Source organism: Salipiger pallidus, assembly GCF_014643635.1.
Taxonomy (GTDB): Bacteria; Pseudomonadota; Alphaproteobacteria; order Rhodobacterales; family Rhodobacteraceae; genus Salipiger; species Salipiger pallidus.
In genome coordinates, this window is the sequence record NZ_BMJV01000001.1 from 986,606 (window position 1) to 1,001,330 (window position 14,725).

At 66.8% G+C, this 14,725-nt stretch carries 12 protein-coding genes; 4 read left to right on the forward strand and 8 right to left on the reverse strand.

Features of this window, described 5'->3' with window-relative positions; genetic code table 11:
- Window positions 1-42: 42 nt before the first annotated feature.
- The gene (locus IEX41_RS04825; protein WP_188789052.1) at window positions 43-1,245 is read left to right on the forward strand and encodes a polysaccharide biosynthesis/export family protein; all 1,203 of its coding nucleotides are present in this window, start codon (window positions 43-45) and stop codon (window positions 1,243-1,245) included.
- Between the two features lie 187 nt (window positions 1,246-1,432).
- On the opposite strand, the gene IEX41_RS04830 is transcribed toward IEX41_RS04825, so the two are convergent.
- The 3 genes from IEX41_RS04830 to IEX41_RS04840 form a co-directional block, all read right to left on the reverse strand.
- The gene (locus tag IEX41_RS04830) at window positions 1,433-3,997 is read right to left on the reverse strand and encodes a hybrid sensor histidine kinase/response regulator (RefSeq protein ID WP_188789053.1); all 2,565 of its coding nucleotides are present in this window, start codon (window positions 3,995-3,997) and stop codon (window positions 1,433-1,435) included.
- Window positions 3,997-4,524, reverse strand: a complete 528-nt coding sequence (locus tag IEX41_RS04835; RefSeq protein ID WP_229672924.1) for a putative pterin-binding protein — start codon at window positions 4,522-4,524, stop codon at window positions 3,997-3,999. The genes IEX41_RS04830 and IEX41_RS04835 overlap by 1 nt, the downstream gene beginning before the upstream one ends.
- Window positions 4,525-4,644: 120 nt before the next feature.
- Entirely contained in the window at window positions 4,645-6,012 is a 1,368-nt protein-coding gene (locus tag IEX41_RS04840; protein ID WP_188789054.1) for a WecB/TagA/CpsF family glycosyltransferase, read from the reverse strand.
- A 272-nt stretch (window positions 6,013-6,284) separates the two neighbouring features.
- On the opposite strand from IEX41_RS04840, the gene IEX41_RS04845 reads away from it, so the two are divergent.
- The 3 genes from IEX41_RS04845 (at window position 6,285) to IEX41_RS04855 (ending at window position 9,805) form a co-directional block, all read left to right on the forward strand.
- Window positions 6,285-6,899, forward strand: coding sequence for a response regulator transcription factor (locus IEX41_RS04845; protein WP_188789055.1), 615 nt, complete (start codon window positions 6,285-6,287; stop codon window positions 6,897-6,899).
- A gap of 135 nt (window positions 6,900-7,034) precedes the next feature.
- Window positions 7,035-8,474 carry a GumC family protein gene (locus IEX41_RS04850; protein WP_188789056.1) on the forward strand — a complete coding sequence of 480 codons (1,440 nt, stop codon included), beginning with the start codon at window positions 7,035-7,037 and terminating at the stop codon, window positions 8,472-8,474.
- An 11-nt stretch (window positions 8,475-8,485) separates the two neighbouring features.
- Window positions 8,486-9,805 (forward strand): O-antigen ligase family protein, encoded by a 1,320-nt coding sequence (locus IEX41_RS04855; protein WP_188789057.1) that lies wholly within the window; start codon window positions 8,486-8,488, stop codon window positions 9,803-9,805.
- A 153-nt stretch (window positions 9,806-9,958) separates the two neighbouring features.
- Here IEX41_RS04855 and IEX41_RS04860 read toward each other — a convergent pair whose 3' ends face one another.
- From IEX41_RS04860 to IEX41_RS04880, 5 genes are all read right to left on the reverse strand, one after another.
- A complete protein-coding gene (locus IEX41_RS04860; RefSeq protein ID WP_188789058.1) occupies window positions 9,959-10,921 on the reverse strand; it encodes an MYG1 family protein in 963 nt (320 codons plus the stop codon).
- 341 nt (window positions 10,922-11,262) lie between these two features.
- Entirely contained in the window at window positions 11,263-11,787 is a 525-nt protein-coding gene (locus IEX41_RS04865) for a winged helix DNA-binding protein (RefSeq protein ID WP_229672926.1), read from the reverse strand.
- 2 nt (window positions 11,788-11,789) lie between these two features.
- Window positions 11,790-13,085 (reverse strand): TRAP transporter large permease, encoded by a 1,296-nt coding sequence (locus tag IEX41_RS04870; protein ID WP_188789059.1) that lies wholly within the window; start codon window positions 13,083-13,085, stop codon window positions 11,790-11,792.
- On the reverse strand, window positions 13,085-13,627 hold the full coding sequence (locus IEX41_RS04875; RefSeq protein ID WP_188789060.1) for a TRAP transporter small permease: 543 nt from the start codon (window positions 13,625-13,627) through the stop codon (window positions 13,085-13,087). The genes IEX41_RS04870 and IEX41_RS04875 overlap by 1 nt, the downstream gene beginning before the upstream one ends.
- Window positions 13,628-13,736: 109 nt before the next feature.
- Window positions 13,737-14,705, reverse strand: coding sequence for a TRAP transporter substrate-binding protein (locus IEX41_RS04880; protein ID WP_229672927.1), 969 nt, complete (start codon window positions 14,703-14,705; stop codon window positions 13,737-13,739).
- Window positions 14,706-14,725 lie beyond the last annotated feature (20 nt).

A 14,725-nucleotide genomic window follows, 5' to 3' on the forward strand; every position in this document is an offset into this window, starting at 1 on the left:
CCGGTAGGTTGTAGAGTGCTGTGGCAACCACGAGGGCTGACCATGAGGATCACGAGAACCATTCTGCTGGGCTCCTGCCTCGGGCTGACCGTGGGCTGCGGGCCGGCGCCGACCCCGGACAACCTGCCGCCGGTGCGCAGCGGCGGCGCCTACCAGGCGCAGTACCGCGACCTGTCGTCGGACGATGAACGCATGCTGCTGTCAGCGCGGATGAACGCCGAAGGCTGCCGCGGCGCCGGCGGCCTTTCGGACGGCAAGTATGGCGGCCCGCCCTCGGGCCTTGGCGGAGAGCGCCTGTCGCGCGGCGATCTTGTGGATCTGCGGGTCGAGGATGACGAGATCTTCAACGGCGATTACGTCGTATCGCGCGATGGCACCATCAAGCCGCCCTTCCTGCCAGCCATTCCCGCGCAGGGCCGTCGCCCGGCCGAGATCGAGGCAGCGCTGGTGCGTGCGCTTCTCGATGGGGATTTCTATGACGAGGCCCCTCGCGTGTCCGTGCGGCTGGCAGATTTCGCCAGTGCCAGCGTCGGCGTGTCGGGCGCGGTGTTCGAGCCGCACGCCGTCGAGATCGGCGCGGCAAGTGCCGAATCGCGCGACAGCCTGCGTCAGGCGGCACTTGGTGCCTCGACCGAGGCGCGCAACCTCTCGGCGGCGATCCGCGCGGCGGGCGGCATCCGCCCCGATGCGGACCTGTCTGCAGTCGAGCTGCACCGCGCCGGGAGCCGCCACGTGCTGGACCTGCGCGGCGTCTTCGAGGGCCGGCGGGCCGAGGATGTCATGCTTCTGAGCGGCGACGAGGTCATCGTGCCATCACGCCAGTGTTTCCAGGACGACCTGATGCGCCCCGGCCCACTGAGCCCTCCGGGCGTGTCGCTATTCCTGTCCAACCTCACCCAGCCCGCGACCGGCAACGCGGTTTCGGCCATCGGGCGCGAGGTGCGCGAGATGCCCTGGGGCACCCGGTTCATGCAGGCAGTGGTGGACACCAACTGCGTCGGCGGAGCACGGGCGACCAGCGCGCATCGTTCGGCGGTGCTCTTCACCCGCGATCCGGTCACCGGCGTGTCGGTGGTGATCGAACGCAACATCGAACAGATGCTGCGCCGGGCCGACCGGGACGATTACGACCCTTTCCTGCTGCCCGGAGATTCCATCGCCTGCTACGACAGCAGCATCACCAACCTGGCCGAGGTGGCAGGCGTTGTCGCCGCCGTGGGTACGGCCACCGCTCTGACGCGCTGACGCTGACACGCTGACACGCTGACACGCTGACACGCTGACACGCTGACACGCTGACACGCTGACACGCTGACACGCTGACACGCTGACACGCTGACACGCTGAAGCCTTCCGGCGCGCCAGAGGGCAGACAACAGGAAATATCGGGGCGATGTCCGTTCAGAAAGGCATGAGGCCGCTCAGGACGTCGTCAGGCAAGAACCGGCTCGGGCGCCCTGTCCCACGCATCGCGGGCCTCGGCAATGGCGGCGGCGATCTCGTCACGTTGCCCCCCCTCTGCCGCCATCTCCAGCTGGACAAGCGCGGCGCGCAGCTGAGCCTGCCCGAAGGCGGCGGCGCTGCCGGCCACCTGGTGGGCGCGCTCGGCGATCTCAACCGTATCCTCCGGCCCTGCGGCCAACCAGTCGAAGAGCGCGTGCGTCTCCTCCCGATGCCGGTCGATCAACCGGGCCATCGGCCCCGTCCCGGGGCTCGGCGTTGCGCTGGCCCTACCACCTGCATCAGCGGCTGGGTCGACGGCTCGATCGGCGTCGGGGCTGGATGTGTCAGGGGCGGCGTCCGATGTCGGCTCCGCAAAGCGTTGGATCACGCTGTTCAGATCGTTCTCCGTCAGCGGCTTGGACAGGAAGGCTGACATGCCCGCTTCGAGGAACCGGGCCTTGGCCTCGGGCAGCACGTTGGCGGACAAGGCCACGATGGGCACATCCCGGCTCGCTCCATCACCGCTCCGGATCTGCTTTGTCGCCTGCAGCCCGTCGAGCCGGGGCATGCGAATGTCCATGAGGATGATGTCGAACCGGTGGCCCTGCGCCGCCCTGACCGCCTCGATCCCGTCGCGCGCTTCGGTGACCCGGTGGCCAAGCGAGGCCAGAAGCGTTCGGACCAGCTCGAGGTTGATCTCGTTGTCCTCGGCCACCAGCACATCCTGTGGCGGCACGTCCTCGGCCTGCAACGCGGCCTGCTTGGGCGCGGGCGGCTCGGCGGGCACCAATGGCACACGGAACCAGAAGGCACTGCCCTCGCCCGGCTCGCTTTCGACGCCGATCTCGCCGCCCATGGCCTGCACGAAGCGCCGTGCGATCCCGAGGCCAAGGCCCGTGCCGCTGGCGGCGCTGGGGCTGGCTCCCTCGACGGTCTGGAAATCACCGAAGATCCGGTCAAGATCCGCGTCACCGATACCGATCCCGCTGTCGATCACCCGCAATTCGAGCCAATTCGCGCCGCCGTCTTGCACCGCCTCCATCTCGATCGTGATGCATCCGCCTTTGGTGAACTTAATGGCGTTGCCCAGAAGGTTGAGCAGGATCTGCTGCAGCCGCGAGGCGTCGATCCGCACCCAGTCACGGGGCGCGTCGACCCAGCCCCACTCCACCCGGTTGCCGCTCGCCTCGGCGGCGCTGAGCTGGCTCTGGACGATGTCCTCGACGAGGGTGCCAAGATGTGTGACCTCCTCGCGGGTGACACTCGCGCCGGATTCGAACCGCGCCACGTCCAGCACGGCATCCACGTGGTGCATCAGAAGCTTGCCCGAGATGTCCATGTTGCGCACGAAGCGCCCCTGTTCGGGGCTGAGCTCGGTCTTGCCGATCAGGGCGAGGTTGCCCAGCAAACCATTCAAGGGGGTGCGGATCTCGTGGGTCATCATGGCGAGGAAATCCGCCTTCGCCCGCTCTCCGGCAAGGGCGCGGTCACGGGCGGCCACCAGCTCGCGCTCGGCGGTGATCCTGACCGAGATATCGCGCAGGAAGGCCACGATCACCTCGTCCTCGCCCGCCTGCGCCTTCTCGAGGGCAAGCTCCACCGGGAAGATTTCGCCGCTGCGGCGCATTGCCTCAAGCCGCACGCGGCCCTGTCCGACAACGCGCCGTTCCTCGCCCGAGCGCAGGCGCGCCATGCCTGCGTCGTGGGCCGCCCGCAGATGGGCCGGCACGATGAGGTCCGAGATGTTGCGGCCCACAGCCTCGGCCTCGTCATGGCCAAAGATGCGCACGGCGGCGCTGTTGAAGTTCAGGATCGTGCCCTGCATGTCGCTGACGATCACCGCGTCGAGAGAGGTTTCGAGAATGGTGTTCTGCCGCGCATAGGCTTGGGCCAGCTCGATCCCGCGCTGTTCGAACCGGGCACTGACCTGGCGGGTGCGCAGCAGCAAGGCCGCCAGCGCGAGCAACAGCCCCAGGGCGAACAGCGCGAGCTGGCGCAGGGTCAGGGCAAACCGTTCGCGGCTTTGGTCCGACAGTTCGACGAAGTGATGCAGGGCGGCGGTGGCGGCCTGCCGCAGCAGCAGACGCGTTCCGACCAGCTGCTCACCGATCTCGGGCAGCGCGGCGCGCAGAACGTCCCGGTCCCCGTCGATCAGGGGAATCATCGCGTCGAGCCTGTCGCGAATCTCGGCCACCGGAACGCCAAAACTGTCGACCTCGCGCAGAGCTTCGAAGGTGGTGGCGCGGCCGAGGGTGGCCATCCGGCTGTAGAACACGTCGAATTCCACGATGAGCTCGTCCAGCTCAGTCTCCGAGGGCGACATGCGCGCGTCGACGACGGCATTGCGGAAATCCAGGAACTCGACCTCGGCCTGTGACATCACCCAGTGCACGTTGTCGGACCGGGCGGAATTGAGGAACCGCAGCTCGCGCACCGTCTCGATGGACAGGAAAGCAATGGCCAGGATGCAAAGCCCCCCGAGCACGGCAAGCACGATCCGGCCTGTCGTCCAGAGCCGGCCAAGTTTGCCTGCGGTCGAGGGGCGCGGTGCCATCAGTCCAGTTCGATGCGATCCAGTTGCCAGATGCTGCGAGAGTAAATCACTTCGGTACGATAGTCACTCGAGGAGGCGTAGGGATAGATCAGCCAGAGCGGGCCCTTGTCGCGCCGCGACATCAGGTCGCCATCCATGGCATAGGCGATGATCGGCCCGCCCTCTGTGGCGTCGGACACGGGAACCGTCACGGTGTAGTCGTTGATCGCGGTTGCTGCGATTTCGACCCCGGTGGCACCCACGTGCTGCAGCAGATCGTGCAGGCGCACGCCGGTGAAGACATGGTCGCCCTCGGTCCAGATGGTGTCGGTGGTGATCTTGCTCTCGCCAAGGGCGCGCAGGGCCGCAAGGTCGAACATCGCGGACTCGCCGTCGCTGGTGTTGGAGATCTCACCAGACACGGTGAGCAGGACCGGGCCTTCAGGCATGGGAAGCTCGGCGGCTTGGGCGCTCAGGGCGAGGCAGCACGCAAGAAGAACGGACAGGCGCATCTCGGCACTCGGAACGATGGATTTGGCGGACAGCATGGCTCGAAACTCCTCAGAAAGCGTTAACATCTTTTCGCATGTCGCCCGTCATCACGCACGGACGCATCCGCAGCGGCGCCCTATCCGAAAGGATAGCCGGCGCCGCGCCGGGGGGCGCGGTCAGTAAGCTCCGCGCCCGGAGCGGACGGCTTGAACCGTCAGCACCAGCAGCATCAGGTCGAGCAGCAGGCTGCGCGAGCGGACATAGGCCAGATCCATGTCGATCATCCGGTCAAAGCCGATCTCGGCCCGCCCGGACACCTGCCAAAGCCCGGTGATGCCCGGCCGTGCCGCCAGCCGTTCACGGGCCCCGCGGGGATAGGCGGCGACCTCGGAGGGCAGCGCCGGGCGAGGCCCCACCAGCGACATGTCACCGCGCAGCACGTTGAATATCTGAGGCAGCTCATCCAGCGAGGTCCGGCGCAGCAGCCTCCCCACACGGGTCACCCGGGGATCGTTGCGGGACTTGAAGCACAGGCCGTCACGATCGGATTGCGCCTTCAGCTCGGCAAGCCGCGCCTCGGCATCCGGGTGCATGGTACGGAACTTGAGGATGGTGAACGGCTTGCCGTCCCGGCCCACGCGGGTCTGTCGGAATAGCACCGGCCCCCGGCTGTCGAACCGCACCGCAAGGGCGATCGCCCCCAGCACCGGTGCCAGCAGCATGGCAAGGCAGGACGCGAGCCCGAAGTCCACGAGCCGCTTGGTGACGGCATCGGGCCCCGCTCCGGTCATCGCACGGCGCACTGTACGCTTGAGGAACGTCGTGTTGCCCACGAGGTAGCGCTTTGCGAGACGGCGCGGCTCCATGGCCAGGCGCCAGGCCCATTCCATCCGCAGCTTGCGCACCGGCGCGGGCGCGCGCTTGACGTTGCCGGCAAGGAAATCCAACAGCGCGCCCACGCCCAGCACCAGCCGGGGGCGCAGCTGGGGCAAGTTGCGGTCGATCCACAGCTCCTGTTTCGGCACGCCCATGGCGACCAGAAGGATGTCCGCGCCCGAGGCGTTTATGGCATGCACGGCGCTGACCTCGCAGGCCCCGCCATCGTAGCCGTCACGCGTTCCCGCCACGATCAGGTCGGGAATGCGCGCCTGCAACGCATCCGCCGCGCGCTCCGCGGTGCCCGGAGCGGCACCGAACAGGAAGACCGACAGACCACGCCGGGCTGCCTCTTGCAGCAGCGCCGGGGTGAAATCCGTGCCGTTGAGGTTCTCGGTCAGCCCGCTGCCCATGCTGCGGGCGGCCAGCTCCACACCGATGCCATCAGGCAGCACCGCATCGGCCCGCGCCAGCGCCGCGGCATAGGCACGGTCCGTGGCGCAGACATTGGCGCAATGGGCATTGAGGAAATAGACGCTGCGCGCGGTACCGCCCAGCAGGGCCTCTATGGTGTCCGAGGTGCTGGCGTCGACCACGGGCAGATCAAGCACGGGGCGCGTGGGCAGATCATGGGGCTTGGCGGGGTAGAACAGGGCGTGGTGATACATGGGGCTCTCCGGGGTTGGCGTTTCCCCGACATTTCCCTGCCCGTCCCGCTCGCGCAATTTCGCCCAAGGCGAGGCCGAGGGCGCAGCGGCGCCAAAACGAGGCGTCTGTGCCCCGCCCCCGTCCGAAGGTGCGATTAACCATGCCGAAACACCTCCGCCTATCCGGTCGGATAGGCCAATATACCCCAGCGGCAGCAGATTTGGTTACCAACGCCTTAATTAAACCCCTGAAACGTGTATCCTGAGGTGCAACTTCGCCACAGGATTCGCCCATGAGAGTTTTGATTGCCGACGACCACGATCTTCTGCGCGACACGTTGATTGCCTACCTCGGCGCCGAGGGCGACATGGAACTCGACAGCGCCTCGAGCTTCGACGAAGCCTGCGAGCGCATCCGGCGCAACGAGGCCTACAACCTCGTGCTGCTGGACTACAAGATGCCGGGCATGGACGGGCTGACCAGCCTGTCCGAGGCGATTTCGATGAACGGTGGCCAGCGGGTCGCGCTGATTTCGGGGCAGGCCACGCGCGAGATTGCCCAGCAAGCGCTGAACCTCGGGGCGGCGGGCTTCGTGCCCAAGACCCTGCCTGCGAAATCATTGGTCAACGCCGTGCGGTTCATGGCCATGGGCGAACAATACGCTCCCATCGATTTCATGCAGGGCCAGGACGACACTACGGACCACCCCATCGCCAGCCGCCTCACCAAGCGCGAGCTCGAGGTCCTGCGCGGACTCACCGAAGGCAAGTCCAACAAGGAAATCGCCCGCGATCTGGACCTGACCGAACCGACGATCAAGCTGCACATGAAGACGCTCTATCGCAAGCTCGACGTTAACAACCGCACGCAGGCGGCCATCGTCGCACGCGACGCCGAGCTGTTCTGAGCGCACCGCCGTTCTATCCGGTAGGTGTCCTATCCGATGGGATAGTTAACGGCACATTAAGGCCCCTGCCCCCACCGGCCGCGCAGCGGCATGGCGGGGACAGCGGCGCTAGGGTTGCGGGCAAAGGAGATGCCCATGACCCTGCAAGACAGCCTGCCCCTGCAAGAGCCCCTGACCCGCGCCAAGCTGAAGCTTCCCCGGCCCGGCTGGCGCCGCATCGCGCTTGGCGGCTCGGCCCGCGACCTGGGGCGGCTGCCGCGCTATGCGGGGATCTGCGCCCTTGGCCTTGCGGGCATCTGGGCTCCGATCACCGGCTATCTCAAGACCGCTGCGCCGGTCTTTGCCACCCAGATGTCGCTGATCCTGCCCGGATCCGGCTCAGCGTCGTCTGTGAACCTTGCAGAGATCGGCCAGGCCTCGAGCCACGCAAACTCGGCCTTTTCGAGCAATTCGATCAGCCCCACCGAAACCTACAAGCGCCTGCTCATGGCGGACCGGGTTCTGGCCGATGCTGCCTCGCGCGCCGGTGTAGCCCCGAGTGAGCTGGGCAAACCCAAGATCGAGCTGGTCGATCAGACCGCCTTCATCCACATCCGCCTTACCGGCCCCGCCCCCGAGGCGGCTCAGGCCCGGGGCGACGCGCTTCTTGCCGCCTTCTTCGACGAGATCGACCGCCTGCGCAGCGACGAACTGAACAGCCGCCAGACCGGCAGCCTCGATGCCATACACGACTACCAGGCGTCGGTCGCAAAGACCCGCGCCGACATCGACCAGCTGCGCACCCGCAGCGGTCTGCAGTCCGCCACCCATTACGACAGCCTCCGCGCCGAGGCCAATGCCCTGCAATCGCGCGTCGACACCGCCCGCGCCGCCCTTGGCCGCAAGGTCGCGGCGGTGGCCGAGCTTCAACAACGGCTGGGTCTTGATCCCGCGAGCGCCGCTGCGGTCCTGCGGGTGAACACCGACAGCACCTACCTTGCGCTTCTGGACTCGCTTGCCGAGGCCGAGACCGAACTGGTGCAGGCCCGTTCACAGTACGGCGCACAGCATCCACAGGTGCGCAAGGCCCGAGCCGCCATGTCCTCGGCCCGCGCCGAAGCGGCGGCGCGCGGCGCAGCACTTGGGGTGACGGCAGCGCTGGAACAGGCGCTTGACGGCGGCCGGGCCGAGCTGATGACCGACCTTGTCCGGCAGGACAGTGAACGCGCGGGGCTCGAGGCGGAACTGGTGGCGCTCGAGGCGCTTCTCACTGCCCAGCGCGCACGGCTGGACCGGCTTGGCCCGGATGCTGCCCGGCTCGAAGACCTGCAGCGGGACTTTGACGTGGCCGAAGCGGTCTTTGCCTCTGCCATCGCGCGCACCCAGTCGAGCAAGGCGGATGTCTACGCCTCGTATCCGCTGGTGCAGGTGCTCGAAGACCCCACCCTGCCCGACCGCCCGACCTCGCCCCGCGACAAGCTGGCGATCGCCGCGGGCGGTGCCGCAAGCATGCTGCTGCTCTTTGCGCTGTCACTGGGTTGGATCCGCCGCAAAATCATCACCAGCCTCATCCGCGAAAAGGGCACAACGACATGAGCGTTGCGTGCATGAACCCAAGCACAGGCATCAGCACCCGCATCGGCGCCAACCCGGCCGAACGCGCGGTCGAACGGGTGATCCTGTGGACATGGCCGCTTTACGCGGTGGGTGGGCTCTACGTTGCAGGGCCGGTGCTGGCGTGGCTGCTAGCCATGCTCGCGGCATTGGCGCTTTACCTCGGGCCGGCCATGCGCCGGGACCTTGCGCCCACCGGCCCGGTGCCCGCGGTGATCTGGGGATGGTGGATCGGCATGCTGGTGATGCTGTTGGCACTTTGGGCCGGTCACCTGGGCTGGGGGCTGGGCCTCAAGCAGACCATCAAATCCTCGATCGGCTGGGCCAAGGGCTGGGCGTTGCTGGCGCTTTTTCCCTTTGCCGGTGCAGTGCTGCCCATCCGGCGCGAGGTTCTGGTGCGGGCGCAGTGCCGTCTTGGGTTCTGGACGCTGTGCCTTGCGCCGATCCTGCTGGCCGCGCCCTATGTCGGCCTGCCAGAACGCATCTGGACTTCGCCGCTCAAGGCGGTGGGCGGACCGGGGCCGGAGTATTTCTCGGTCTATTTCTTTACCTGGGATCCCGCATCCTGGACGCCGCGCTGGCAGTTCTTCGCCCCGTGGTCGCCGTTTGCGGCATTGCTGGGCGTGACCATGGTGCTGTTCGCCCTCGAAGAACCCGAGCGGAAGTGGAAGGCTGCCGGCATCGGCGCCGGGATGCTGATGATCCTCGCATCGAAATCACGCATGGGGCTGGTGGGTCTCGTCGCCTGCACAATCGGCCCGCGCCTGATGCCGCTGGTCCTGCGATCGTGGGCATGGACTGCGCTGTCGGGGCTGACCGCTTCGCTGGCCATCACCGGGCCATGGCTGGCCGACCGTGCGATGGCTGCCGTGGACGGGTTCAAGTCGGCCCGCGCCGACAGCACCCGCGTGCGCGCCACACTGCAGCGCATCGCACAGGAACGCTGGCGCGAAGAGGCGCCCTGGTTCGGACATGGCACCGTGCAGCCTGGCCCGCACCTCGTGGAATACATGCCCATCGGCAGCCACCACACGTGGTTCGGGCTGCTATTCGTAAAGGGACTGGTGGGCCTGCTGGCCTTTGCCGTGCCACTTGTGTGGCACACCGGGCTTGCGCTGCGGGACGCGGCGGTGGGGCCTGCGGGGCGGCTTCCGCTGGGGCTTTGCATGGTGATGATCCTGCTGACCTTCGGCGAGAACATCGAGATCGAGGCCTACCTGCTCTGGCCCGCCCTGCTCATGCTCGGGATTCACGCCCGAGAGCGCATGGCCGCCATGGCCGCGATGGCCGAAATGGAGAAAAGCGGCGCCTGATGCCCCGGGATTCACGGCCCGCGACACGCGCGGGCCTCGGCGCCGATGCGGCTGCAGTCACCACCGGAAATGTACGCGTCGGCGGTCAGACCCGGCGATGCGCCCGCTCGTGGTCTGCCACGGCGATGCCTGACGACCGTCACCCCCGCTGGTTCAGGTCGCGGAGGTCGCGCCTGCGGCAAGGTCGGGGTTGACGCGCAACGCCTCGTCCACGGCAAGCTGCGCCATCGTCATGATCGCCTCGCGGCTGCTGGCAGCGGCGATGAAACGCGCCTTGTGGCAGAACTTGGCGCCCTTGACGCCCGACGCCTCCTCAAGCGCCTCGCCGGACAGCCCGGCCCATGCCTCCGGCAGGTCGGCGCGCTGCTCGAAGCCCTGATCGTACTTGCGAATTCCGCCTATGGTCCAATCGTTGTCCCCACGCGGGGTCACCACGAAGAGCAGATGATCGGCTCCTGCCTCGGTCACCGCGGGGCGGAAAGGCATGCCCATGGGCAGCACGAGGATCGGACTGTCACCGGCGGCGTCAATTGCCTCGCGGGCGAGAACCTCGGCGCGCCGCTTGGCAGCGCTGCGGCCGATGCGGGCCTCGACGAACTGCCTGGCGATGGCGACGGCGGCGTGAAAGGCGCGGGTTTCGCTTTCGGGATCGGTGTCGTCGAACACCGGCTTGAGCGTCTCGATCAGGCCGGGCAGCGTCAGCGAGGCCAGCGGGCCCGCCTCGGACTGGCTGACCACCCCGTTGTCGACCTGATCCACAGGGAGGACAAAGCTGCGGTCGAACGAGCCGTGGATGCCCTCGAGCTGGTCTTCGGAAATGTCGAAGCTGCGCAGGTAGTCCATGCCGAAGTGCTTCCACACCAGCCCGAACGAGCTGTAGGGCGTCTCGTCCTCACGCAGCGGGCTTTCGCGCTGGTGGTGATCAAAGATGCCCGCCTCGGGGTCGTAGGCCCCGCCCACGTCATAGATCAGGCGGCCCTCGGCGGGAGTGATCCACTGCGGCGAGCGGGTGCGGACGATCTCGGCCTCGGGATAAAGGCGTGTCAGGATGACGGTGGACAGCACTTCGTCCGCATGGAAGCCGCCGGAATGGGTAACGAGGGTACTGATGGTCATCTTGGGCCGTCCTGCTTGAATGGGGTCTCCGCCCCCTAGGCCATCGCTCCCATCGTCGCAAGCCGGCTGAAGCCCCGCCTCGGTTGACCTTCCGGATTTTCAGCAACGCGGCTTGCCTGTTCGGGGCACATCCGAGGGCCCCGGCTTCGGGCGGGGCTGCACCCCAGCCGCCAGCTTTGTACGCCGGGATGGAGGTTGCAATGCTTGACGCATCACGGGGGGCAATCCGGTCGGCCATCGAAAGCGACGCTGTGGCACCGATGCGTGAGGCGCACCCACGTAGTGATGCGGGGCAAGCGGGTCTGCGACCTGCTTGCCATGCTTTCGGCAAAGGCGCTCTTTTAGAGACTGGCCGCCGCGCGCGCCGCCTGATCGTAGCCGCCCGACATCGCCCGCAGCAGCGCCGCAAGGCGGGACACTTCGGAAGAGTCGATCCCGGTGGCCTTGAGCGACCGGATCAGCAGAGCCTCGCGCACCTTGCCGTATTTCAGGCACAGCTCGGCCCCGGCCGCCGTGATCGAGACGGTCTTCTCCTTGCCCTTGCGCCCCTGCTCGATCAGCTGGCGCTCTGCCAGCTTGCGCAGGGCGTAGTTGACGGTATGCGTATCCTCGATGTTGAGGACAAGGCAGATGTCCGCAAGGGTCTTTGGCCGTTCGCGGTGATGCACGAGGTGCAGCACCTGAATTTCCAAAGGCGCCATGCCGGACGCCCCGGCGGCATCCATGCAGCGGGTCATCCAGCGCTGGAAGGCGTGGTTGCCCATGGCCATGGCGAACTCCATCTCGGACACCTCGGGCATGGCCGAGTTGGCAAGATGGGCCGATGATACCACCGGCCCCACGTTGAAGCATTCGTCGTCGGTCATCGTCACATCGTCCTTGGCAGCCACAGTGCGATTTGCGGGAAAACAGACAGCAGTGCAACCGCCACTACGAGCAGCCCGAAGAACGGCAGCGCATAGCCTGCCAGCTGCAGGATGTCGCGCCCGGTGATCTTCTGCAGCACGAAGAGGTTGAAGCCCACCGGCGGGGTGATCTGGCTCATCTCCACGACGATGACGAGGAAAACGCCGAACCAGATCGGGTCGATCCCCACTGCCGTCACCATGGGCAGGAAGATCGACACGGTCAGTACCACGATTGAAATGCCGTCGAGGAACATGCCCATGACGATGAAGAACAGTGTGAGGGCGGCCAGAAGGGCGAAGGGCGACAGCTCCATCGCTCCGATCCATGCGGCCAGCCCGCGCGGAATGCCAGTGTAGCCCATGGCAACGGTCAGAAAGCCTGCGCCGGCCATGATGAAGGCGATCATGCAGGTGGTGGTGGTGGCCGCCAGAAGGCTGTCCCCAAGCCCGCGCCAGCTGACCGCGCCGGTGGCCCAGCTGAGGATCATGGCGCCCGCAACGCCGATCACCGCCGCCTCGGTGGGCGACGCGATGCCGGCATAGATCGACCCGATGACCGCAGCGATCAGGCCCACCACCGGCAGCAGCCGCATCAGCGCGCGCAGGCTGTCTCCGTCGGCGGCGGCGGCCTCTGGCTCCGGCATCTTGTCCTTGTTCAGAAGCGACCACAACATGATGTAGCCCGAGAACATCGCTGCCAGCATCGCCCCCGGCACGAGACCGGCAAGGAACAGCTGGGCGATGGACTGCTCGGTCGCGGCGCCGTAAACGATGAGGATGATTGACGGCGGGATGAGAAAGCCGAAGGTGCCCGCCCCCGCCAGGGTGCCGATGGCCATCTTGGGATCATAGCCCCGCGCGAGCAGTTCGGGCACCGACATGCGGCCGATGGTGGCGGTGGTCGCGGCGGACGAACCCGACACGGCGGCAAAGAGCGCGCAACCCAGCACGTTGACGTGCAGCAGGCGGCCCGGCAGGCGGCGGGTGAAGGGGGCGAGCCCCTCGAACATGTCTGACGACAGCCGCGATCTCACGAGGATCTCGCCCATCCAGATGAACATGGGCAGAGAAGTCAGGTCCCAGATCGTCAGGCTGCCCCAGACCTTGGTCCCGAAGACCAGCGTGACCGGCGCGGTCGAGGCGGCAAGCATTGCCACCAGCCCCACCGCGATCAGCGCGAAGCCGATCCAGAGGCCCGCGGCAAGCGCTACGAAAAGAACGACAACAAGAAGGGGTCCAAGAACGGCGATTTCCATCAGGCTTCTCCCGCCTCGTGACCGGCATAGGCCGGGGTGCCGCCGCGCAGGATCGTGACGAGACCGTCAAGCAGGGCGACACACAACAACACGAGCCCCAGGGTCATCACCCCCTGCGGAATCCACAGCGGCACTCGCACCATACCGAAGGACACGCTGTCATAGGCCCAGGAATCCCAGGCCTGCAGCAGCGATGAGTAAGTCGCAAAGACGCAAAGCCCTGCGGCAATCACCAGCACCAGAGCTTCGAGCGCCCGGGCGATGCCCTCGGGCAGCGCCTTGGTCAGCAGGCCCACGCGCACATGGCCGCCGCGCATGAGCGTGCCAGCCAGCCCGAGAAAGACGGCGGACAGGAACAGCATTCCACCGATTTCGGCCAGCGAAGGTACGGTGATGCCGACTGGCGGCAAGCCGAAGACGCGGGCGGCGCGGTCCACAAGCCGTCCGAGAACCTGAACGAGGACCAGCCCCGCGATGGCTGCAAACGAGGCCGCCGCAAGGACAAGGGCACCGGTATAAAGCCGGTCGAGTGTCTGTCTCATGGTGTTTTCTTCCCTGCTGTTGATCGCGGGCGGCGCCGGTTTTTCCCGGCAGCCTTTCTTGAATATGCCGCAGCACCGGGCCGCAAACGCGTGGCCCGGGGCGGGTTTGTTACTCGCCGCGGTAAGCGTCGATGACCGACTGGCCTTCTTCGCCCGCCTCTTCGAGCCACTCGGTGGTCATGGTCTCGCCGATGGCGGACAGCTCATCGCTGAGGGTCTCGCTGGGCTGCGAGATGGTCATGCCGTTCTCTTCAAGCGTCGCGATCTGTGCGGCAGTCTCATTGCGCGACATTTCCCATCCGCGGGTCTCGGCCTCGGCGGCCGCCTCGAGCAGTCCGTCCTTCACCTCATCCGAGAGGGCGTCAAAGGACCGGGTGTTCACGATCACCATGTTCTTGGGCAGCCATGCCTGCAGCTCGGTGTAGTTCGACACGAAGTCCCAAGCCTGCGACGACACGCCGGTCGAGGGCGAGGTGATCATCGCGTCAGCGCGACCCGTGGAGAAGGCCGTGGGAATGTCGCCCGTTTCGATCTGCGTCGGCACGGCGCCCACCAGTTGCGCGAGGCGCTCGGTGGCGTTGTTGTAGGCACGGAAGGCAGCACCTTCGAGATCAGCGGTGCTTTCGACGGGGCCGGCGGAGAACAGGCTCTGGCCCGGCCACGGCACGGCATAGAGCAGCGTCAGGCCCTGCTCGGTCAGCTTTTCTTCGACCATGGGGCGCGAGGCCTCCCACAGCTTTTCAGCGTCTTCGTAGTTGGACGCAAGGAACGGGATCGAGTCGATGGCAAAGATCGGATCCTCGTTGGCAAGGCGCGACATCAGCGTCTCGCCGATGGGCGCGAGGCCGCGGCGGACGGAATCCTTGATCTCGGGGTGGGCAAAGAGCGAACCGGCGGAATGCACGGTGATCTCGAGTTCACCGCCGGTGGCCTCTGCAACGTCCTCGGCAAACTGGGTGATGTTCTGGGTGTGGAACACGCTGTCGCCATAGGGCGTGGGCATGTCCCAGGTTTCGGCCATGGCGGGGGCGGCAAGGGCGGCAAGGGCGCCTGCAAACAGCGGCATGCGGATGGTCATTGGTCGTACTCCTCTCTGTC

Bases quoted from the DNA above. Each gene is read 5' to 3' on its own strand.
- IEX41_RS04825 (WP_188789052.1), top strand. From the start codon at position 43: ATGAGGATCACGAGAACCATTCTGCTGGGCTCCTGCCTCGGGCTGACC.
- IEX41_RS04830 (WP_188789053.1), bottom strand. From the start codon at position 3,997: ATGGCACCGCGCCCCTCGACCGCAGGCAAACTTGGCCGGCTCTGGACG.
- IEX41_RS04835 (WP_229672924.1), bottom strand. From the start codon at position 4,524: ATGCTGTCCGCCAAATCCATCGTTCCGAGTGCCGAGATGCGCCTGTCC.
- IEX41_RS04840 (WP_188789054.1), bottom strand. From the start codon at position 6,012: ATGTATCACCACGCCCTGTTCTACCCCGCCAAGCCCCATGATCTGCCC.
- IEX41_RS04845 (WP_188789055.1), top strand. From the start codon at position 6,285: ATGAGAGTTTTGATTGCCGACGACCACGATCTTCTGCGCGACACGTTG.
- IEX41_RS04850 (WP_188789056.1), top strand. From the start codon at position 7,035: ATGACCCTGCAAGACAGCCTGCCCCTGCAAGAGCCCCTGACCCGCGCC.
- IEX41_RS04855 (WP_188789057.1), top strand. From the start codon at position 8,486: ATGAACCCAAGCACAGGCATCAGCACCCGCATCGGCGCCAACCCGGCC.
- IEX41_RS04860 (WP_188789058.1), bottom strand. From the start codon at position 10,921: ATGACCATCAGTACCCTCGTTACCCATTCCGGCGGCTTCCATGCGGAC.
- IEX41_RS04865 (WP_229672926.1), bottom strand. From the start codon at position 11,787: ATGACCGACGACGAATGCTTCAACGTGGGGCCGGTGGTATCATCGGCC.
- IEX41_RS04870 (WP_188789059.1), bottom strand. From the start codon at position 13,085: ATGGAAATCGCCGTTCTTGGACCCCTTCTTGTTGTCGTTCTTTTCGTA.
- IEX41_RS04875 (WP_188789060.1), bottom strand. From the start codon at position 13,627: ATGAGACAGACACTCGACCGGCTTTATACCGGTGCCCTTGTCCTTGCG.
- IEX41_RS04880 (WP_229672927.1), bottom strand. From the start codon at position 14,705: ATGACCATCCGCATGCCGCTGTTTGCAGGCGCCCTTGCCGCCCTTGCC.